Raw genomic sequence first — 21,911 nt, forward strand, 5'->3', positions numbered from 1 at the left:
GTTAAATTGAGCCATCAGTGACGTCACGGCAAGCGTGACAATCACATCTCATTGCATATTTTTGAGTGCCACCCCAAAACGAAAGTGGGAGCTGGCTTGCCTGCGATGGCGGCGATGAATTCACCGCCGCTATCGCAGGCAAGCCAGCTCCCACATTTTGACCGAGTACAGCCTTTTGTCAGGCGTATTGCGCGGCGGCATAGCCGGACGCCCACGCCCACTGGAAGTTGAACCCACCCAGGTGACCGGTCACATCCAGTACTTCCCCAATAAAATACAACCCCGGGCTTTTCAGCGATTCCATGGTCTTGGAGGACACCTCCCGCGTGTCCACCCCACCCAAGGTCACCTCGGCGGTGCGATAGCCCTCGGTGCCCGCCGGCACCCATTGCCAACTGCCGAGTTTCTGCGCGATGTCGGCAATTTCAGCGTGGGTGTACTGCTTCATCGGCTTGGACACGAACCAGCTGTCTGCCAGCAGGTTGGCCATCTTCTTGGTGAAGATCTCGCCCAGCAGGGTTTTCAGCTCGCTGTTGGGGCGCTCGGCCTGTTGCTGTTGCAGCCAGCTGTGGGCGTCGTGGTCGGGCAGCAGGTTGATCTCCACCGTGTCGCCCGGTTCCCAGTACGAGGAAATCTGCAAAATCGCCGGCCCGCTCAGGCCGCGGTGGGTAAACAGGATGTTCTCGCGAAAGCTCTGGCCGTTGCAGCTGACCAGGCAATCCACCGATGTACCGGACAGCTCGCCACACAGGTCCTTGAGCTGGTCGGTGATGGTGAACGGCACCAGCCCGGCGCGGGTCGGCAGCAGTTCATGGCCGAACTGCTTGGCCACCTGGTAACCAAAACCGGTGGCGCCCAGGGTCGGAATCGACAGGCCGCCCGTGGCGATCACCAGGGATTCGCAGCGCAGTTCACCCAAGGTGGTTTGCAGCTGATACCCGGCTTCCAGCTTGGCAATCTCCTGGACTGACGTATCCAGGTGCAGGCTTACACCGACCTGAATGCAATCGTCGAGCAGCATGCCGAGGATGTCGCTGGACTTATTATCGCAGAACAACTGGCCGAGTTTTTTCTCGTGGTAGGGCACCCCGTGCTTGGCTACCAGGCCGATGAAATCCCACTGGGTGTAGCGCGCCAGGGCGGATTTGCAGAAGTGTTCGTTGTGCGAGAGGAAGTTGGCCGGCTCGGTGTACATATTGGTGAAGTTGCAGCGGCCACCGCCGGACATCAGGATCTTCTTGCCGGCCTTGTTGGCATGGTCGATCAACATCACCTTGCGCCCACGCCCGGCGGCGGTCAGTGCACACATCAAGCCTGCGGCGCCGGCGCCAATGATCACAACTTCGGTCGAGCGCAAAACGGTGTCCTCATACAAAATCTGATTTGGAATATAGTCAAATGTGGGAGCGGGCTTGCTCGCGAATGCGGTGTGTCAGCCACCGAATAACTTGACTGGTCCACCGCCTTCGCGAGCAAGCCCGCTCCCACATTTTGATCTCTGTAGAGCTTGAGTGCTTTACAGGATTCGCACGCGCAACGAGCGGCCCTTGATCTTGCCGTCGTTCAAGCGCTGCAATGCCTGCTTGGCGATCCCGCGCTCCACGGCCACGAAGGCCTGGAAATCAAAGATCGCGATTTTGCCGACCTGGGCACCCGGGATGCCCGCTTCACCGGTCAGTGCGCCAAGGATGTCGCCTGGACGAACCTTGTCTTTACGCCCGGCCGCAATGCACAGGGTGCTCATCTGTGGCAGCAACGGACCACCGCTTTGCGGCTTGAGGTTGTCCAGTTGATCCCAGTTCAGCGGCGACTTCTGCAGTTGCTCGATGGCCTGGGCGCGGTGCGCTTCGGACGGGGCGACCAGGCTGATGGCGATGCCGGTCTCACCGGCACGACCGGTACGACCGACGCGGTGGATGTGGATTTCAGAGTCGCGGGCCAATTCGACGTTGATCACCATGTCCAGCGAATCAATGTCCAAACCACGGGCGGCAACGTCGGTAGCGACCAGCACTGAGGTACTGCGGTTGGCGAACATCGCCAGCACCTGGTCACGGTCGCGCTGTTCCAGGTCGCCATGCAGGCCGACGGCGGAGATGCCTTTGGACGTCAGGTGATCCACGGTTTCCTGCACTTGCTGCTTGGTAAAGCAGAAGGCCACGCAGGAGGCCGGGCGGAAATGCGCCAGGACCTTGGTCACCGCGTCCATGCGCTCTTCCGGCGAGATCTCGTAGAAACGCTGCTCGATCTGGTCATCGGAGTGGAAGGCTTCGGCCTTCACCTGCTGCGGCGCGCGCATGAATTTGGAAGCAAGCTGCTTGATGCTCACCGGGTAAGTGGCCGAGAACAGCAGGGTCTGGCGGCGTGGCGGGGTCTTGCTGATGATGTCTTCGATGGCGTCGTAGAAGCCCATGTCGAGCATGCGGTCGGCTTCGTCGAGGATCAGCGTGTTGAGGCCATCCAGCACCAGCGAACCTTTGCGCAGGTGCTGCTGGATACGGCCCGGGGTGCCGACGATGACGTGGGCGCCGTGTTCCAGGGAGGCGATCTGCGGGCCGAGGGACACGCCACCGCACAGGGTCAGTACCTTGATGTTGTCTTCGGCACGGGCCAGGCGACGGATTTCCTTGGCGACCTGGTCGGCCAGCTCACGGGTCGGGCACATCACCAGGGCCTGGCAGCCAAAGTAGCGCGGGTTGATCGGGTTCAACAGGCCGATGCCGAATGCAGCTGTCTTGCCGCTGCCGGTCTTGGCCTGGGCAATCAGGTCCAGCCCTTTGAGGATCACCGGCAAGCTTTGCGCCTGGATCTGCGTCATCTCGACATAACCCAGCGAGTCGAGGTTAGCCAGCATGGCGGCGGACAGGGGCAAAGTATTAAAAGCGGTGGCGATGGTAGTCACGGGACTGGCTCTGCAAAACAAAATGTCGCGCAGTGTACCAGTCTCGTGGGAATTTCCCCGCAAGTTCTAGACGAGAAGCCTGTTAATGCTCGATGTCGTGCTCGCGGCTGACCACCCGTTTGCCGTCGGTTGGCGACAATTGCAAGAAGATCGCCGCCGCCAGCATCGCCATGATGCCCACCGTGAGGAAGGTCAGTTGGAACGCGCCGAGGACGCTTTCCACACCGTCATTGCCGGTTTCGGCGGTAAAGCCGCCGAGCAATGCACCGGCACAGGCCACGCCCAGGCTGAGGGACAACTGCGCCACCACCGACAGCAAACTGTTGCCGCTGCTGGCCTGGGCGTCGTCGAGGTCGATCAGGGTGACGGTGTTCATTGCCGTGAATTGCAGGGAGTTGATCGCCCCCAGTACTGCCAGCATGCACAACAGCAGCGGGTAGGGCGTGTGCTCGCTGACCAGGCCCATGCTGGCGAGCATAATGCCCAGCGCCAGGGTGTTGCCGGTGAGCACGACGCGGTAGCCGAGGCGTTCGATCAGCGTGCGGGCGATGGATTTGGCAAACATCGCCGCCGCCGCCAGGGGCAACATGCTCATGCCCGCTTCGGACGGCGAGTAACCCAGCGCTACCTGCAACAGCAGCGGCACCAGGAACGGCAGGGCGCCGCTACCCAGCCGCGCGAACAGGTTGCCGAGAATGCCCACGGCAAAGGTGCGCGTTTTGAACAGCACCGGCGAGAACAGCGGGTTGTCGATGTGCCCGGCGCGCAGCCAGTACGCCGCCAGGCACGCCAGCCCGCCGAACAGCAGCAACATCACCCGCAGGTGCGGCAAGTGCAGCTCGCCCAGGCCTTCCATGGCGATGGTGATCAACACCATCGCGGCGCCAAACAGCAGGAAGCCGATGCCATCAAAGCGCGTGCGTTCGCTGCCGCGCAGGTCGGGGATCAGTTTCCACACGGCATAACAACCGACCATGCCCACCGGCAGGTTGATCAGGAAGATCCAGTGCCAGGTCAGGTATTGCACCATCCAGCCGCCCATGGTCGGGCCGAGCAACGGGCCTAGCAGGCCGGGGATGGTGATGAAGCCCATGATGCGCACCAGCTCGGAACGCGGATACGCGCGCAGCACCACCAGTCGTCCCACCGGCAGCATCAGCGCGCCGCCCAGGCCCTGAATGACTCGCGCGCCCACCAGCATGGTCAGGCTGCTGGACAAGGCGCACAGCAGCGAACCAATGCTGAACAGCATGATTGCGCCAAAGAAGATTTTCTTGGTACCGAAGCGGTCGGCGATCCAGCCCGAGGCCGGGATCAGCAAGGCGACGGTGAGCATGTAGGCGATCACCACCCCTTGCATGCGCAGCGGGTTTTCCGCGAGGTCCCGGGCCATGGCCGGTAATGCCGTATTGAGGATCGTCCCGTCCAGCGACTGCATGAAGAAGGCAATCGCGACCACCCAGGGGAGCCAGCGGGCGGTCTTGGCATCGAGCGGGACGCGATTCGGCATGGAAACCCTTTTTGGTTAGCAGGCTATGTGTTGGCGATTATGCGCCATTCGTCGCGCGTTTTCCCACCAGGAAATCCAGCAATTCACGGTGCACGGCCTCGGCGGCTTCACTGGATTCGAGGTCGAGCAAGTGGCCAGTATGTTCGGCCACGGCAAAACTGCTGCGCCCCACGTATTGCTTGAACAACTGGGCCTCGGCGGCGGGGGTGTATTCGTCCAGGGCGCCGTTGAGGAAGTGCACCGGCGTTTCAATCTGCCGCAGTGCCGGCAGGTAGTTGCCATCGCCCAAGGCCAACACTTGGTGGATATGAAAACGCGCCTGGCGGTATTCGGTGGTGGCCATGGTCGACAGGTGCCGGTGGTTGTTGCGCTTGAGCCGGGGCGACAAATACTTGCCCACGGTTTCATTGAGCAAATGGCCGACGGCGGACTTGTCGTCCGCTTCGATCAATACGCGTACACGTTCCACATAGTCGAGCATGGCTTGGTTGAGGTTGGGCGCGAGGGCCATCACCACTGAGCTTTCGATGGAGGGTGGGTTGTGCGCCAGGGTCAGCAACGTGGAGATGCCGCCCCAGGAGGCCGACACCAGATGGTTGACCTGGAAGCGCTCGACCAAGGCGCGCAGCATTTGCACCTCGTCGTCCTTGGTGACCAAGTCGAGGTCAGTGTTGTGTTCGCGGGAATAGCCGGAGAACGGCAGGTCGAACAGCAACACATTGAAATGCTCGGCCAGGCATTTGCTGGTGCGGGCGAAGGAGCGTGTGGTGGACAGCGCACCGTTGACCATCAGGACGGTCTTTTTTTGCGAATCGTTTCCCAGTTGCTCAACATGAACGTTGTAGTGCTTGAACAGCTTTTCAATGACAAAACTTCCATGGTTCATGTCAACGCTCCAGCTTGCCCTTCCCGGGCAAGGTCGTGCTCTCGTGGGTGGGGGTGGCGGGATGCCACTAACCCTTATAACGAGGTTTTTTAAGCGCGACAACTGAGCACGCTGGAGCAAGCGTGAGATGGGATTTAACGGTAGGAAGGATTGAGTCGAGGTGTCGGAAGTAATCGCAAGACAGTGTGGGAGCGGGCTTGCTCGCGAAGACGGAGCGCCAGCCACCGGATAAGTTGACTGATACGCCGCCTTCGCGAGCAAGCCCGCTCCCACAAGGATTTTGTATTTACAAGGTTAAGGTCAGGCGTTTGACCAAGGCCCCTGGCAGCAGATTTGAGGCGGTGTTGCGCTGGCTGTAGGTACTGGCCGACAGCAGCAGTTCCCGATCAGCGGTCAGGGCTTCCAACTGCGCGCCGAGCAGGTTGTAGACGCTGTCATCAAAACGCATGGTGCTGACCGGCGCCTTGATCTCGCCGTCTTCCACCCAGAAGGTGGCAAAGCGCGTCATGCCGGTCAGGCGGGCCGCCGGCAGGTCAGAATAGTTCAGGTACCACAGGTTGCTGATGTACAACCCGGTGCCCAACTGCTTGAGGATATCGGCCTGGGCCAGGCTGCCCGCCGCCATTTGCAAGGCGCTGGGCGATTCATCGCTGCTTGCGCCGTTAGTGCTCAAACCATATTCAGCAGCGCTGCGCGAGTTGATCAATTGGCCATCGGCTTGCCCCGCCTTGATCAGCGTGACGTCGCCGCGCGGGTAACCTTCAGTGGAAAACGCCTGGCTCAGGGAGCCGCTGATCTGTTCCGCAACTGTCACCAGCGGGCTCAGGGACTGTTCACCGGCATACAGCTTTTGCAGCGAACTGCCCTTGCTGGCGATGGCTTGGGCGGAAAACCCGCCCCAGGTGATGATGCTGATGATTTCTTCGATCGCCGCCGGGGCGAGGTAGGCGCGATAGTGTCCGGGGGCCAGCTTGTGCAGTGGACGGCCGAGGAACTCAAGCTGCTCGCGGGCCTGCTGGAAGCGCGCGGCAAACTCGGCGCTGTCCCAAGTGTGCCCGGCGTAGCTGGCCTTTACCGCTTCACCATTGGCGTGGAACAGACTGAAGTCGAAGTTGAAGCTATTGGCCTGGTGCCAGCCGAAGGCGCCCGACGAACTGGCAAAGCCCCGGCTGATGGGGCCGGCCGCATAAAAGCCGACCAGGTCCACACCTTGGGCGGCCCGGCTGATGTCTTCCAGTACCTGGGCCAGTTCCGGCAGCGGGCGGGTTTGTTCGTTGTTGCTTTGCCAGGCGTTGTGGTTCAGCAGCAGGTACGGGTCTTGTGGCAGCAGCGGCAGGGTTTCGCGCAACTGTTGCAGGCCATCGGCCAAACGCTGGCGGTCCAGCTCGGGCTCGCCGGCAAGGGTGATGCCGAGGTCGGCGTGGCGGCCATCGTTGATCAGTTTCAGGTTGAGGCTGGCCTGTTGCACTTGGCCCGCCTGGCGCACCTTGGCGTGATTGAAGCGCACGAATTCGGACGCTTCATCCGCATAGCCGAGGTGGAATTGTTCATTGTCGGTGATGGCATGTTTGAGCCACTCCACCAATGCCTTGAAGTTGTTCATCAGGCGTCTCCCCCAAATACGTCGACATCACTGAATACGCAGGCCGGTGACGCATGGCCGACGCGGATCACCTGATTGGGTTCGCCTTTGCCGCAGTTCGGCGTGCCCAGGACCTTGAAGGTGCTGGCGTCACCGACCGCGCTGAGGTTGCGCCAGAAATTGGCAGAAATGGCGCGGTAGTTAGGGTTCTTCACCACACCTTTCAGCTCGCCGTTCTCGATCAACTGACCCCATTCGCAGCCGAACTGGAATTTGTTGCGCGCATCGTCGATGGACCATGAGCGGTTGGTCGACATCAGGATGCCGCTTTCAATACCGCCGATCAGTTGTGCCAGGCTCTTGTCGCCCGCTTCGATGTTCAGGTTGGCCATGCGGTCGATGGGCGCACGGTTCCAACTGCTGGCCCGGCTATTGGCCACGCCGCTCATACCCGAACGGAATTGCGACAGCGCACCGCCCAGCGGTTTGAGCAGCAACCCTTCGCGGATCAGGAACTGCTTGCTGGCGGGCGTGCCGTCGTCGTCATGGCTGTAGCTGGCGAGTTGCTCTGGGATGTCCGGGTCGAACGTCACGTTGAGCAACTTGGAGCCATAGTGCAGATGGCCGAAGTCGCTGGCCTTCACAAAACTGGTGCCGGCGTAATTGCGCTCGTCACCCAGGATGCGGTCCAGCTCCAGCGGGTGGCCGATGGATTCGTGGATCTGCAGGATCATCTGGTCAGGCATCAGCAACAGGTCGCGCGGGCCATTGGGGGTGTTGGGCGCGAGCAGCAGTTGCAGGGCTTCGTCGGCAATGCGTGGCGCTGCGCCGACCAGGCCGAAGCGGCTGATCACATCAAAGCCACCTTGCTGGCCGAAGTTGCTGCCGCCCAGGGTGCGGCTCTGGCTGTCGTTGCCATCGTAGGCCGTGACATTGACGCCTGGGAACACAAAGCGCTGGGCCTGGCGCAGCTCGGCGCCGGCGTTGTTGAGGTAGATCTGCTCGACGTGGGTCAGGCCGAGGCTGACTTCCCAGCTCACCAGGCGCTCGTCCTTGGGCACAGCGGCGGATTCGTCGCCCAGCAATTGGTAGCAGTCGCTCAGGGACGGGAAAGGCTGATTGAGTTCGGGGGACAGGTAGTCCGCCACATCACTGGAGACATGCTGATCACGCAGGTCGAGCAGGGCGTGGGGTTTGATCAACCGGGCTTGCTGTTCGGCACGCTCAAGGGCGGCTTGCAGGCCAGGCAGGGATATATCGTTGGTCGCCGCGTAGGCTTCCACACCGTTGAGACGCACGGTGAGCATGGCGCCTTCGTCGTGGTTCAGGTGCGGTGGTTCAGCGACGTTTTTGCGTACGGCCAGGTAGTGGCCAGATTCGCGTACGTAGCGCAGCGAGAAGAATTCGGCGCGGGTGCGCAGGGCTGTGAAGTGTTTTTTGAGTGTGGCGTGGTGGTCGAACATGGGGCCTTCCTTGTGGGCGGCTCGTCGCGGGCAGGCAAACAGAGTAGCTGATCAAGGAGGGGTTTTGCATTGGCCGGTCGGTCCTCATCGCGGGCAAGCCCGGCTCCCACAGGTGATCACGTTGTTCAGGCGAACTCGATCAACTGTGGGAGCTGGCTTGCCTGCGATACAGGCAACGCGGTATTTCAGTTACTGCGCAATTTCACGCATCGGCTTGCCACGCACCGGCGCATCGCCGGCCACGTAGTAGTCGGCGGTGCTGCGCGGCAGCGGCTGGCGGCCACGGATCTTGTCGGCGATTTTCTCGGCGATCATGATCGTCGGCGCGTTCAGGTTACCGGTGGTGATGATCGGCATGATTGACGCATCGACCACACGCAGACCCTGCATGCCATGCACGCGGCCTTCGCCATCGACGACAGCCATTTCGTCGGTGCCCATCTTGCACGAGCAGGATGGGTGGAACGCGGTTTCGGCGTGCTCGCGGATGAACTTGTCGAGCTGCTCATCGGTTTGCACGTCGATGCCCGGGCTGATCTCGCGGCCACGGTACTGGTCGAGTGCCGGCTGTTGCATGATTTCACGGGTCAGGCGGATGCCGTCGCGGAATTCCTGCCAGTCCTGCTCGGTGGCCATGTAGTTGAAGAGGATGCTCGGGTAGTCCCGTGGGTTCTTCGACTTCAATTGCACACGGCCACGGCTTGGCGAACGCATGGAGCCCATGTGCGCCTGGAAGCCGTGCTCTTTCACACCGTTGCTGCCGTTGTAGTTAATCGCGACCGGCAGGAAGTGGTACTGGATGTTCGGCCATTCGAATTCTTCACGGGTACGGATGAAACCGCCCGCTTCGAACTGGTTGCTGGCGCCGATGCCGGTGCCGTTGAACAGCCACTCAGCGCCGATCGCCGGCTGGTTGTACCAGAGCAGCGACGGGTACAGCGACACGGGCTGAGTGCACGCATATTGCAGGTACAGCTCAAGGTGGTCCTGCAGGTTTTCGCCGACGCCTGGCAGGTCGTGGACCACCGGGATGTCGAGGCTTTCCAGCAGCTTGGCCGGGCCGACACCGGAGCGTTGCAGCAGTTGCGGCGACGCGATTGCGCCGCTGCACACCAGCACTTCCTTGCGCGCGCGGGCTTCAACGCGCTCTTCAGCGGCGCCGATCAGGTAACGCACACCAACGGCACGCTTGCCTTCGAACAACACCTTGTCGGTGAGGGCGTGGGTGACGATGGTCAGCGTGGAGCGCTTCTTGGCGGTATCCAGGTAACCGCGCGCGGTGCTGGCGCGACGGCCATTCGGCGTGACGGTACGGTCCATCGGGCCGAAGCCTTCTTGCTGGTAGCCGTTCAAGTCTTCGGTACGCGGGTAACCGGCCTGCACGCCGGCTTCGACCATGGCGTGGAACAGTGGGTTATTGCCGGCTTTCGGCGTGGTCACGCTGACCGGGCCATCGCCGCCGTGCCAGTCGTTCGGGCCGATGTCGCGGGTTTCGGCCTTGCGGAAATAGGGCAGGCAGTCGAGGTAGGTCCAGTTTTCCAGGCCTGGCAATTTCGCCCAGTTGTCGTAGTCCATGGCGTTGCCACGGATGTAGCACATGCCGTTGATCAGTGAGGAACCACCCAGGCCCTTGCCGCGACCGCATTCCATCCGGCGGCCGTCCATGTGGGGCTCTGGATCGGTTTCGTAGGCCCAGTTGTAGCGGCGACCCTGCAGCGGGAAGGCCAGGGCGGCGGGCATCTGGGTACGGAAGTCGAGACGGTAGTCCGGGCCGCCGGCTTCCAGCAGCAGGACGGTGACGCCTTCGTCTTCGGTCAGACGGGTCGCCAGGGTGTTACCGGCGGAGCCGGCACCCACAATGATGTAATCGTATTCTTGGGACATTGGATGCACCCTCTTTGATGTGTGGTCAGGTCGGGCCTCATCGGGGGCAAGCCCCCCTCCCACATTTGATCGGGTTTACACAGTCAAAGGTGGGAGGGGGCTTGCCCCCGATGGCGGCCTCAAAGGCACTACAAGGCTCGGGTTCTTAGAACACCGAGGCGTAGTCGCCCAGCTCAACCTGTACCGATTTGATGCGGGTGAAGTTGTTCAGCGAGCTGATGCCGTTCTCACGGCCAACACCGGATTGCTTGTAGCCACCGACCGGCATCTTCGCGTCGGATTCGCCCCAGGCGTTGATCCAGCAGATACCCGCTTCCAGCTGATGAATCACGCGGTGGGCGCGGTTCAGGTCCTTGGTCACCAGGCCAGCGGCCAGGCCGAAGTCGGTGTCGTTGGCGCGACGGATCACTTCTTCTTCGGTTTCGTAGGTGAGGATGCTCATGACTGGGCCGAAGATTTCTTCACGGACGATGGTCATCTCGTCGGTGCAGTCGGTGAACACGGTCGGGGCCACGAAAGCGCCTTTGGCGAATTCGCCGTCGGTCAGGCGGTCGCCGCCGCACAGTACGCGTGCGCCTTCTTCCTTGCCTTTGGCGATGTAGCCCAGCACGCTTTCCATGTGGGCGAAGCTGACCAGCGGGCCGAAGTTGGTGTTGTCGTCTTGCGGGCTGCCCACACGAATGCGCGCCACGCGCTCAACGATCTTGGCTTCGAACGCCGCTTGCAGGTGCTTGGGCACAAACACGCGAGTGCCGTTGGTGCAGACCTGGCCGGAGCTGTAGAAGTTGGCCATCATCGCGATGTCGGCCGCACGATCCAGGTCGGCGTCTTCGAACACGATCAGCGGCGACTTGCCGCCCAGTTCCATGGTCACTTCTTTCAGCGAAGAGCTGGAAGCGCTGGCCATGACTTTCTTGCCGGTGTCGGTGCCGCCGGTGAACGAGACTTTCTCGATGCGCGGGTGCTCGGTCAGCCAGGTGCCGACTTCACGGCCGCTGCCGGTCAGTACGTTGAACACGCCCGCCGGAACGCCGGCTTCGGTGTAGATCTCAGCCAGTTTCAGGGTGGTCAGCGAGGTGACTTCGCTTGGCTTGAAGATCATTGCGTTACCGGCAGCCAGGGCCGGTGCGGATTTCCACAGGGCGATCTGGATCGGGTAGTTCCACGCGCCGATACCGGCAACCACGCCCAGCGGCTCACGGCGGGTGTAGACGAACGAGGTGTCACGCAGCGGGATCTGCTCGCCTTCGATGGCGGGCACCAGGCCTGCGTAGTATTCCAGCACGTCGGCGCCGGTGACGATGTCGACGTATTTGGTTTCGGAGAAGGCTTTGCCGGTGTCCAGGGTTTCCAGGGCGGCCAGCTCGTCGTTGCGCTCGCGCAGGATGTCGACGGCACGACGCAGGATGCGCGAACGCTCCATGGCGGTCATCGCGGCCCAGATTTTCTGGCCCTTTTCGGCGCTGACCACGGCGCGTTCAACGTCTTCTTTCGTCGCGCGTTGCACTTGGGCGAGAACTTCACCGTTAGCCGGGTTGATGGCTTCGAAGGTGGCATCGCTGCCAGCGTCGCTGTAGCCGCCGTCAATGTAGAGTTTTTGCAGTTCGAAACGGGCCATAAAGTCCTCGCAAGTGCATAAGTGGTTGGCGTTAACCGCCGAAAAGTGGGCCATAAGGGTCTGGCAACACTGATCAACAGCAGTTCAGGGGTTGAGCGGTTATGTGTGCTCTAACTCACCTGCTTGGCCAATTGGAAATCCATGTATTCGTAAGCGATCCGTTGCGCCTGCGCCGTGTCGAAAGCGTCTCCCGACAGGGCGCCGCGCAACCACAAACCGTCGATCAGGGCCGCCAGGCCTCGGGCTGCTTTGCGTGCGTGCGGCAGCGGCAGCACTCGGCGGAACTGGCAGCACAGGTTGGAATACAGACGTTGATCGTTGATCCGCTGCAACCTGTGCAATGACGGGTGGTGCATGCTGGTGGCCCAGAAGGCCAGCCAGGTTTTCATTGCCGGGCCGTTGACCTGGCTGGCATCGAAGTTGCCCTCGATGATCACCTGAAGGTGCGCCCGTGGGCTGTCATCCTTCAGCGCAAGCCTGCGTTCGTGGACGTTCTCGATCAGCACGTTCATCAGGTACCGCATCGTTGCGGCGATCAGGCCGTTCTTGTCCTGAAAGTAGTGACTGATGATGCCGTTCGAGACGCCGGCCAAACGGGCGATCAGCGCAATGCTGGCATCTCCCATTCCGACCTGATCGATGGCCGTTAGCGTGGCTTCGATCAACTGCTGGCGGCGTATGGGTTGCATACCGACCTTGGGCATGTAGCACCTCTCCTTAGGCCTGCCGATGGGCGATCAACGTCCGTCGGCTTGAGGGCCAGTCTATTTTGTTTTGATTGAACGTTCAATCAACAAAGAATAAGATCTGCGACAAATGGTCGCGTCCTACAGGTATTTCCTACGTGTAGGCACGACATCTGGCACCTGGTTAAACCCCTGAAACGTCCCTGGGCACTGCGCTCATGGGGTGCAGGGATTTAAGGGGTGTCTTTATAACACCCGTCCGTCGACTGCCGAAAAATCGATGTCCCGGGATAACCGTTGCCTTGTGTTTCTCTCTCGCACTGCCCGGAGCATCTGCGCCATGAGTTCTGCCTCTCTTATAAAGACCCCGCCGGAAAAGGTACGGGTCAACGGTTGGGTGTTCTACACCTCCACCGCGTTGATTCTATTGTTGACCGCCATCCTGATCATCGCCCCGCAGGAGGCCGGGCGCATGCTCGGTGTCGCCCAGGCGTGGCTGTCGAAAAGCTTCGGCTGGTACTACATGGTGGTCATCGCTGCCTACCTGGTGTTTGTGGTCGGCCTGGCGTTTTCCTCCTACGGCAAATTGAAACTGGGCAGCAAGGACGACACCCCGGACTTCAGCTACGGCGCCTGGGCCGGCATGTTGTTCTCGTCGGGCATCGGCATTTCGCTGCTGTACTTCGGCGCTTCCGAGCCGCTGGACCACTACTTCAACCCGCCCGAAGGCGCAGCCGCCAGCAATGGCGCCGCACGCCAGGCGCTGCAACTGACCTTCCTGCACTGGGGCCTGCACGGCTGGGCGATCTATGCCTTGGTCGGCCTGGCCGTGGCGTACTTCGCGTATCGCCATAACCAGCCGCTGGCCTTGCGTTCGGCGTTGTACCCGCTGGTGGGCGAGCGCTGGGTGAAAGGCGCGGCCGGCCACGCGGTGGACGGTTTCGGCATGTTCGTGACCCTGCTGGGCCTGGTGACGAACCTGGGGATTGGTTCGATGCAGGTGTCGTCCGGGCTGGAAAACCTGTTCGGCATGCAGCACAGCAACACCAACCTGCTGATCGTGATCATCGTGATGAGCACCGTCGCGACCATCGCCGCCGTGTCGGGCGTGGAGAACGGCATCCGCCGCCTGTCCAACCTCAACATCGTGTTGTTCAGCGGCCTGCTGATCTTCGTGCTGCTGTTCGGCCCGACCTTGCACTTGCTCAACGGCCTGGTGCAGAACACCGGTGACTACCTCAACGGCATCATCCTGAAAACCTTCGACCTCTATGTGTACGAAGGCGACGCCGACAAGACCGAGCGCTGGATGGGCCTGTGGACCCTGTTCTACTGGGCGTGGTGGATTTCCTGGGCGCCATTCGTGGGCATGTTCATCGCGCGTATTTCCCGTGGTCGCACGGTGCGTGAACTGGTGGCCGGCGTGCTGCTGATCCCGCTGGGCTTTACCCTGGCGTGGCTGTCGATCTTCGGTAACTCGGCCTTGGACCTGGTGCTGAACCACGGTGCGGTGGAGTTGGGCAAGACCGCGCTGGAACAGCCGTCTATGGCGATCTACCAGTTGCTTGAGCATTACCCAGCGTCGAAAATCGTCATCGGTGTGTCGATTTTCGTGGGCTTCGTGCTGTTCCTGACCCCGGCGGATTCCGGCGCGGTGATGATGGCCAACCTGTCGTGCAAAGGCGGCAACGTGGACGAAGATGCGCCGCATTGGCTGCGGATCTTCTGGTCGGCGGTGATCACCCTGGTGACCATCGGCTTGCTGTTCGCCGGTAACTTCGAAGCCATGCAGACCATGGTGGTGCTGGCCGGGCTGCCGTTCTCGGTGGTGCTGATCTTCTTCATGTTCGGCTTGCACAAGGCAATGCGCCAGGATGTGGCGATCGAACAGGAGCAGGCGCAATTGGCCGAGCGTGGTCGTCGTGGCTTCAGCGAGCGCCTGACCGCACTGGACCTGCAACCGAGCCAGGGCACTGTGCAGCGCTTTATGGACAAGCATGTGACGCCAGCGCTGGAAGAAGCGGCGACTGCGTTGCGTGAACAGGGGTTGGAAGTGCAGACCCTGCTGGGTAAATCCAAGCGTTGCATCGGTGTGCGCATCGAGATGGAAGAGGGCAACCCGTTTGTCTACGAAGTGAGCCTGGATGCTTACTCGTCGGCACCGAGTGACCTGCCCGAGGAAGAGCGCACCCGTTATTACCGTGCCGAGGTTTACCTGCACAACGGGCCTCAGGAATACGACCTGATGGGCTTCGCCCAGGAACAGATCACCCGGGACGTGCTCGATCAGTTTGAAAGCCATCGGCAGCTCCTTGGCCGTGTCTATAGCTGATACGTGAGCTAGGTGGTGTCTTCACTGACACCACTGTTCCAATGTTGGAATGGGATCAACTGTGGGAGCTGGCTTGCCTGCGATAGCGGTAGTGAATTCACCACCGCTATCGCAGGCAAGCCAGCTCCCACATTGTTTCTTCAGTTGCTTTTGCGGTATCTGTCAGCCGAGGTTCTTGCCCAGCAGGGCATGGTAAAGCTCGCTGTCGCCCAAGATCCCCACTACCTGGTTGTTGTCATGCAACACCAGCTTGTTCCCGGTGTGATAGCGAATCTGCAACGCATCGCGCATGCCGATGTTCGAGTCCACCAGCGTCGGCACTCGGCCCAAACCTTCCACCGCTTGCCCCGGTGCCCAGTTCTGCAAATTCATCACCGCGCCATTCTGGCGGGCGCCCTTGATGGTGTTGCCTTCGGCCAGGTCCAGCCACGAGTCGCCGCCGGGGTCCAGGCACACTGAACCGTTGACGCGCTTGCAGTTGTCCAGGGTGCGCATCAGGCTACGGCCGCACAGTACGTTCAGCGGGTTGGTATGCGCGACGAAGGTGCGCACATAGTCGTCCGCCGGGTTCAGCACGATCTCTTCCGGCACGCTGTACTGGATGATCTTGCCGTCTTTCATGATCGCGATACGGCTGCCCAGTTTGAGGGCCTCATCAAGGTCGTGGCTCACGAACACGATGGTCTTGCTCAGCTTGCGTTGCAGCTCCAGCAGTTCATCCTGCAGGCCTTGGCGGATCAACGGGTCGAGTGCCGAGAAGGGTTCGTCCATCAGCAGGATATCGGCGTCCATTGCCAACGCGCGGGCCAGGCCGACGCGCTGTTGCATGCCGCCGGAGAGCTCGTCCGGCTTCTTGTTGCGCCATTGGGTCAGGCCCACGAGTTCGAGCTTTTCGTCCACCAGCTTGCGCCGGTCTTTCTCCGGACGGCCCTGCATTTCCAGGCCGAAGCTGATGTTCTCGCGTACCGTCAGCCAAGGCATCAGGGCGAATTTCTGGAACACCATGGCGATGCGTTTGGTGCGCATCATTTTCAGCTCGGCCGGGGTGCAGGAAGCGATGTCGATCTGGCGACCTTCGTGCTCCACGAACAGTTGCCCACGGCTCACGGTGTTGAGGCCATTGATGCAGCGCAGCAAGCTGGATTTGCCGGAGCCCGACAGGCCCATCAGCACGCAGATTTCGCCTTTCTCGATATCCAGGCTGGCTTTTTCCACGCCGACAATCTGCCCGGTCTTTTTCAGGATCTCATTACGGCTCATGCCCTGGTCCAGCAGCTTGAGCGCTTCGCGTGGGTCTTTGGAGAAGATCACGTCGACTTTGTCGAATCGGATAATGCTCATGCATCACCCCCTACTTTAGCGTCGGGTTGTTTGCAGATGCGGTCGAGCATGATGGCCAGCAGCACGATCGCCAGGCCGGCTTCAAAGCCCAGGGCGATGTCGGCGGTGTTCAGCGCGTTGACCACGGGTTTGCCGAGACCATCGGCGCCCACCAGGGCCGCGATCACCACCATCGACAACGACAGCATGATGCATTGGGTAATGCCGGCGGCAATGCTCGGCATGGCGTGGGGCAGTTCAATGCGCGAGAGCAACTGACGGCGCGAGCAGCCAAAGGCCTTGCCGGCGTCCATCAACTCTTGCGGTACATCGCGGATACCCAGGTAGGTCAGACGGATCGGCGCGGCAATCGCGAACACCACCGTGGAAATCAGCCCAGGCACCACACCCAGCCCGAATAGGGTCAGGGTAGGGATGAGGTAGACGAAGGTCGGTACGGTCTGCATCAGATCGAGTACCGGCCGCATCATGGTGTAGAACAACGGTTTGTGCGCGGCAACAATGCCCAGCGGCACACCGATGACCACGCAGACCAGGGTGGCGAACAACACCTGCGCGAGGGTTTCCATGGTTTCCTGCCAGTACCCCAGGTTGAGGATCAGCAGGAAGGAGGCGATGACAAAAACAGTCAGTCCCCATTTGCGTTGGATAAAGTGAGCCAGCAGCGCAATCAGACCGATCAATGCCAGCGGATTGAACCAGGTCAGCGCGAACGTCACGCCGTGGATCATCGTTTCCAGTGTCGATGCGATTGCGTCGAAGTAGTTGGCGCCGTGTTGGGTCAACCATTCGACGAAGGCAGCGATGTACTGGCCTAGTGGGATTTTCTGTTCAGTCAGCATGGTAGTGAATGTCCACATGCGAAGGGGAAAACATCCCAGGCCAGCGCACCGGCCTGGGGTCAGCGGGTGTTATTTGGCGAGATAAGCTTTAACGGCCTCCAAGCCTGGTTTGCCATCAACCGTGGTCACGCCGGCGAGCCAGGTGTCGAGCACTTGCGGGTTGGCTTTGAGCCATGCCTTGGCGGCAGCATCGGGTTTTTGTTTTTCGTCCAGGACTTTACCCATCAGGGTGCTTTCCATGTTCAGGGTGAACACCAGGTTCTTCAGCAACTGGCCCACGTTGCTGCATTCCTGGGTGTAGCCCTTGCGGGTGTTGGTGTAGATGGTGGCCTGGCCGTAGTTGGGGCCGAACGAATCGTCACCCCCGGTCAGGTACTTCATCTTGAAGCGGGTGTTCATCGGGTGCGGTTCCCAGCCAAGGAACACGATGGCCTGGTCGCGCTTGGTGGCGCGTTCGACCTGGGAGAGCATGCCGGCTTCGCTGGACTCGACGACTTTGAAACCGGCGGTTTTCAGGCCGAAGGCGTCTTTGTCGATCAGCGTCTGGATGGTGCGATTGCCGTCGTTACCCGGCTCGATGCCGTAGATCTTGCCGCCCAGCTCATCCTTGAATTTGGCGATATCGGCGAAGTCTTTCAGGCCTTTGTTGTACAGCGCTTCCGGGACCGCGAGGGTGTACTTGGCGTTCTCCAGGTTGGCGCGCACGGTTTCCACGGTGCCGGCATCACGGTACTGCTTGATGTCGTTTTCCATGGTCGGCATCCAGTTGCCGAGGAAGATGTCCATGTTCTTGCCGTCGGCCAGGGACTTGTAAGTCACTGGTACCGAAATCATCGTGGTGCGCGGCTTGTAGCCCAGGCCCTTGAGGATCTCGCTGGTGGTCGCGGTGGTGACGGTGATGTCGGTCCAGCCGACATCGGAGAAATTGACGGTCTGACATTGTGCCGGTTCTGCGGCGTGCGCCATGACTGGCAGACTCAGCATGGCGGCCAACAACAACGAGGGTGAACCTTTCATCTGGGTAGACTCCTGTGTTTTTTCTGGCGGCCTTCGCCGCGCTTTATAAGTGTTGCGGTTGGTGCGTGCGACAACAGCTCTGGCACGGTGCCTTGCAAACGAGTCGAGACTGATCATGTACCAGTGAAAATCTGACGCCTACAGGGGGCGTCGTATCCAGTACAGGGATGGTCGTATCCAGTGTCGGTGACGTCGCTTACAGATTTTTCCAGCGGCAAAACTGTAGGTTTTGCCCATCTGCACCGCTAAAAACGGCCAAAACAGGCGATCGCACGGGCGCGACGCTGGTGAGCATGAGTGCGTCGGTGTGAGACGCCGTGACGGCGAGTAAAAGCTTGATGATGCCGCCATCTGGGCGATCTGAGCGTAGCAGCTCCTTGGTGTCCGGCCTGCTCACCTGCGGAGTTCCACGTTAATGGCTATCAGCGTTTTCGACCTGTTCAAGATCGGCATCGGGCCTTCTAGTTCTCACACCGTCGGCCCCATGCGCGCCGCGGCGTTGTTCGTCCAGGCACTGCGTGAACGTGAACTGTTGGAACAAGTCAGGCGCGTCGAAGTTCAGCTCTACGGCTCATTGTCGGCCACCGGCATCGGCCATGGCAGCGACACTGCGACCATCATGGGCCTGATGGGCGAGTGGCCGGATGCGATCGATCCGTCGCAAATCGGTCTGCGCATCCACACCCTGCGCGAGACCGACACACTGCTGCTGGATGGGCGTTTGCCAGTGCCTTTTGTATGGGCACGGGACATGCGCCTGCTCGACGAGAACCTGCCGTTCCACCCCAACGCCATGACGCTGGTGGTGTCTGGTGATGACGGCGAGCTGCACCGCGACACCTACTATTCAGTGGGCGGTGGTTTTGTAGTGGATGAAGCCCAGGCGCAGAGCGGCGTGGCGGACATGGATCGCACCGAGCTGCCTTATGATTTCTCCAGCGCGGTCGAGCTGTTGCAGCTGTGCAAGACCCACAACCTGCGCGTCGCCGAATTGATGCTGGCCAACGAAAAGGTCTGGCGCTCCGAAGAAGAAATCCGCAGCGGCCTGATGAAACTCTGGCGCGCCATGCAGGACTGCGTGGAGCAAGGCCTCAAGCACGAAGGCATCTTGCCCGGTGGCCTGAACGTGCGCCGTCGCGCGGCCAAGTTGCACCGCAGTTTGCAGGAGCTGGGCAAGCCGAACGTGATCGGCTCGACCTTGAGCGCCATGGAGTGGGTCAACCTGTTCGCCCTGGCGGTGAACGAGGAAAACGCCGCTGGTGGGCGCATGGTGACCGCGCCTACCAACGGCGCGGCGGGGATCATTCCGGCGGTGCTGCACTACTTCATGAAATTCAGTGAAGAAGTGACGGAAGCCAATGTGGTCGACTACCTGCTCGGCGCTGCGGCGGTGGGCATTCTGTGCAAGAAGAACGCCTCGATCTCCGGTGCCGAAGTCGGCTGCCAGGGGGAGGTGGGCTCGGCTTGCGCCATGGCTGCAGCCGGGTTGGCGGAGATTCTTGGTGCCACGCCGGAGCAACTGTGCAACGCCGCCGAAATCGGCCTGGAACACAACCTCGGCCTGACCTGCGACCCGGTGGGTGGGCTGGTCCAAGTGCCGTGCATCGAGCGCAATGCAATTGCGGCAGTGAAGGCGATCAACGCGGCGCAAATGGCGCTGCGTGGCGATGGCCAGCACTTTATCTCCCTGGATCGGGTGATCCGCACCATGCGTGATACCGGGGCGGATATGCATGACAAGTACAAAGAGACATCGCGGGGTGGGTTGGCGGTCAGCGCTGTTGAGTGTTGAGACCGCGTCGCCTGTATTCGCGAGCAAGTCGAATCGTCGCACCGCCGCTCCCACATTTGATCGAGTTCCAACATGAGAACGCGGTCAAGTGTGGGAGCGGGCTTGCTCGCGAATACGGTAGTCCAGACAACATTGCGCATAAAGTGAACACCCGGATGCAAAAGCGCCACCTTTTAGCGCGTCGCAAACAGATAAGTAGCTCCCAAACGATTTCCCGCCCGACCACCCGTCACCTGTGCGTGTGGTGACAGACTTCTCCTACGTCCTCAAAGTGCCTTCCCACAAGTGCTACCGATCTGCTCACACACCTTGAGCAGGCTCGCTCTGACGTCCTTTTCGGGGCATATCCCGTACTTCGCGCGCGGGCTTATTTAGACGGGTCAGCAGGTCGTTTTTAGGAGTTATTGGACGGCCATTCAAGTTTAGGCATGGCATTTGCTCTATCAACACAAAGCGTCTCGCCATAGGAGTTTCCTTAAGGTGCAGAGCGCAATAACAAGAGCCTCGCCTGAGGCCATCACCCGCTTTGTGTGAGGAGATACCGCGATGACGTCGTTCAACTCCGGGGCCCAACCCCAGAACCGTGCGCCTCAATCCATCGGCTTTTTGCTGCTGGACAATTTCACGCTGATTTCCCTGGCCTCCGCAGTCGAACCCCTGCGCATGGCCAACCAGCTCTCCGGTCGCGAGTTGTATCGCTGGACGACCTTGAGCGTTGACGGAAACCAGGTGTGGGCCAGCGACGGTCTGCAAATCACCCCCGATGCGTCCATGCACAAAGCCCCAGCCCTGGACACCGTAATCGTGTGCGGCGGCGTGGGTATCCAACGCACCGTGACCCGTGAACATGTGTCGTGGCTGCAAAGCCAGGCGCGTCAGTCCCGTCGCCTGGGTGCGGTGTGCACCGGTAGTTGGGCCCTGGCCTGCGCCGGTTTGCTCGATGGCTTTGATTGCAGCGTGCACTGGGAATGCCTGGCGTCGATGCAGGAGGCCTTCCCCCGCGTGGCCATGAGCACACGCCTGTTCACCCTCGACCGCAACCGCTTCACCAGCTCCGGCGGCACCGCGCCGTTGGACATGATGCTGCACCTGATCAGCCGCGACCACGGCCGTGAACTGTCGGCGGCGATCTCCGAGATGTTCGTGTACGAACGCATCCGCAATGAACAGGACCACCAGCGTGTGCCGCTCAAGCACATGCTCGGCACCAACCAGCCGAAGCTGCAGGAAATCGTCGCGCTGATGGAAGCCAACCTGGAAGAGCCGATCGACCTGGATGAGCTGGCGGTGTATGTCGCCGTGTCGCGTCGCCAGCTTGAGCGTTTGTTCCAGAAATACCTGCACTGCTCGCCATCGCGCTACTACCTCAAGCTGCGCTTGATTCGTGCACGGCAGTTGCTCAAGCAAACACCGATGTCGATCATCGAAGTGGCTTCGGTGTGCGGGTTTGTGTCGACGCCGCACTTCTCCAAGTGCTACCGCGAATACTTCGGCATTCCGCCACGGGATGAGCGTGTGGGTTCCAACACCACCCAGCAAGTGGCGATGATGCCAATTCCGCAGGCACTGGTGTTGTCACCGTTGTCGGGGCCGATGTCGGCGTTGAGCCAGGCGCGCAACGAGTCGACGTTTGCCAGTGTAAGGCTCTAGACCGAGGGGGCTTCATCGCAGGCAAGCCAGCTCCCACATTGTGATCTGTGAATACATTCAAAATGTGGGAGCTGGCTTGCCTGCGATGGCGTTTTATCAGGCGCCGGAGTTCTGTTTGAACTGCACCAACGCCGGCAGCAGCTGTTTGTCGATTGCCTGCCGCACGGCCGGCAGAATCGTCGCGCTGCCGGTATACATCTGCTCAACCATGCCCTTGAGGGCCTTGGCCCGCGCCGGGCTCAAACCGCGCACGGCACACTCGCAGGCCTGTTCGGCAGTGGCGCCACTGGACACTTCGAAACCCAGCGAGCGCAGTTGGCCCAGCAGGTCATCCTGGTCAATCAAATCCGCATGCATCATGACGTTTATCCTGGTGAAGGGAGCGGGGTTTGACTTGGATTCTGGT

General features: G+C 60.8%; 16 protein-coding genes. 3 read left to right on the top strand and 13 right to left on the bottom strand.

Annotation, left to right across the window (positions count from 1 at the left end):
* Positions 1 to 178: 178 nt before the first annotated feature.
* The 9 genes from CWC48_RS12855 to betI form a co-directional block, all read right to left on the bottom strand.
* The gene (locus tag CWC48_RS12855; RefSeq protein WP_100491975.1) at positions 179 to 1,357 is read right to left on the bottom strand and encodes an NAD(P)/FAD-dependent oxidoreductase; all 1,179 of its coding nucleotides are present in this window, start codon (positions 1,355 to 1,357) and stop codon (positions 179 to 181) included.
* A gap of 159 nt (positions 1,358 to 1,516) precedes the next feature.
* A complete protein-coding gene (dbpA, locus tag CWC48_RS12860) occupies positions 1,517 to 2,854 on the bottom strand; it encodes an ATP-dependent RNA helicase DbpA (RefSeq protein WP_231501119.1) in 1,338 nt (445 codons plus the stop codon).
* 130 nt (positions 2,855 to 2,984) lie between these two features.
* A complete protein-coding gene (gene mdtD / locus CWC48_RS12865) occupies positions 2,985 to 4,412 on the bottom strand; it encodes a multidrug transporter subunit MdtD (RefSeq protein ID WP_078050508.1) in 1,428 nt (475 codons plus the stop codon).
* A 37-nt stretch (positions 4,413 to 4,449) separates the two neighbouring features.
* Complete coding sequence (locus CWC48_RS12870; RefSeq protein ID WP_078050507.1) at positions 4,450 to 5,298, bottom strand: alpha/beta fold hydrolase; 849 nt, start codon at positions 5,296 to 5,298, stop codon at positions 4,450 to 4,452.
* A 286-nt stretch (positions 5,299 to 5,584) separates the two neighbouring features.
* On the bottom strand, positions 5,585 to 6,901 hold the full coding sequence (locus CWC48_RS12875; RefSeq protein WP_078050506.1) for a TldD/PmbA family protein: 1,317 nt from the start codon (positions 6,899 to 6,901) through the stop codon (positions 5,585 to 5,587).
* On the bottom strand, positions 6,901 to 8,343 hold the full coding sequence (locus CWC48_RS12880; RefSeq protein WP_078050505.1) for a TldD/PmbA family protein: 1,443 nt from the start codon (positions 8,341 to 8,343) through the stop codon (positions 6,901 to 6,903). The genes CWC48_RS12875 and CWC48_RS12880 overlap by 1 nt, the downstream gene beginning before the upstream one ends.
* A gap of 189 nt (positions 8,344 to 8,532) precedes the next feature.
* Positions 8,533 to 10,227: a choline dehydrogenase gene (betA, locus tag CWC48_RS12885; RefSeq protein WP_078050504.1), complete on the bottom strand. Its 1,695-nt coding sequence runs from the start codon at positions 10,225 to 10,227 to the stop codon at positions 8,533 to 8,535.
* 145 nt (positions 10,228 to 10,372) lie between these two features.
* Positions 10,373 to 11,845: a betaine-aldehyde dehydrogenase gene (gene betB, locus CWC48_RS12890; RefSeq protein WP_078050503.1), complete on the bottom strand. Its 1,473-nt coding sequence runs from the start codon at positions 11,843 to 11,845 to the stop codon at positions 10,373 to 10,375.
* A 110-nt stretch (positions 11,846 to 11,955) separates the two neighbouring features.
* On the bottom strand, positions 11,956 to 12,549 hold the full coding sequence (betI, locus tag CWC48_RS12895) for a transcriptional regulator BetI (protein ID WP_028618243.1): 594 nt from the start codon (positions 12,547 to 12,549) through the stop codon (positions 11,956 to 11,958).
* 379 nt (positions 12,550 to 12,928) lie between these two features.
* On the opposite strand from betI, the gene CWC48_RS12900 reads away from it, so the two are divergent.
* Positions 12,929 to 14,863, top strand: a complete 1,935-nt coding sequence (locus CWC48_RS12900) for a BCCT family transporter (protein ID WP_223204552.1) — start codon at positions 12,929 to 12,931, stop codon at positions 14,861 to 14,863.
* A gap of 162 nt (positions 14,864 to 15,025) precedes the next feature.
* Here the strand turns inward: CWC48_RS12900 and choV are convergent, their stop codons facing one another.
* The 3 genes from choV to CWC48_RS12915 form a co-directional block, all read right to left on the bottom strand.
* Positions 15,026 to 16,204, bottom strand: a complete 1,179-nt coding sequence (gene choV / locus CWC48_RS12905) for a choline ABC transporter ATP-binding protein (RefSeq protein WP_028618241.1) — start codon at positions 16,202 to 16,204, stop codon at positions 15,026 to 15,028.
* Entirely contained in the window at positions 16,201 to 17,046 is an 846-nt protein-coding gene (gene choW, locus CWC48_RS12910; RefSeq protein ID WP_016972877.1) for a choline ABC transporter permease subunit, read from the bottom strand. The genes choV and choW overlap by 4 nt, the downstream gene beginning before the upstream one ends.
* A gap of 69 nt (positions 17,047 to 17,115) precedes the next feature.
* The gene (locus CWC48_RS12915) at positions 17,116 to 18,063 is read right to left on the bottom strand and encodes a choline ABC transporter substrate-binding protein (protein ID WP_078050501.1); all 948 of its coding nucleotides are present in this window, start codon (positions 18,061 to 18,063) and stop codon (positions 17,116 to 17,118) included.
* A 415-nt stretch (positions 18,064 to 18,478) separates the two neighbouring features.
* On the opposite strand from CWC48_RS12915, the gene CWC48_RS12920 reads away from it, so the two are divergent.
* Together CWC48_RS12920 and CWC48_RS12925 are read left to right on the top strand one after the other, a co-directional pair.
* Positions 18,479 to 19,855 (top strand): L-serine ammonia-lyase, encoded by a 1,377-nt coding sequence (locus CWC48_RS12920; RefSeq protein ID WP_078050499.1) that lies wholly within the window; start codon positions 18,479 to 18,481, stop codon positions 19,853 to 19,855.
* Between the two features lie 546 nt (positions 19,856 to 20,401).
* Positions 20,402 to 21,505: a GlxA family transcriptional regulator gene (locus CWC48_RS12925; protein ID WP_005792167.1), complete on the top strand. Its 1,104-nt coding sequence runs from the start codon at positions 20,402 to 20,404 to the stop codon at positions 21,503 to 21,505.
* Between the two features lie 96 nt (positions 21,506 to 21,601).
* On the opposite strand, the gene CWC48_RS12930 is transcribed toward CWC48_RS12925, so the two are convergent.
* Positions 21,602 to 21,865, bottom strand: a complete 264-nt coding sequence (locus tag CWC48_RS12930; RefSeq protein ID WP_028618238.1) for a hypothetical protein — start codon at positions 21,863 to 21,865, stop codon at positions 21,602 to 21,604.
* Positions 21,866 to 21,911 lie beyond the last annotated feature (46 nt).

Source organism: Pseudomonas sp. S10E 269, from assembly GCF_002798465.1.
Classification (GTDB): domain Bacteria; phylum Pseudomonadota; class Gammaproteobacteria; order Pseudomonadales; family Pseudomonadaceae; genus Aquipseudomonas; species Aquipseudomonas pergaminensis.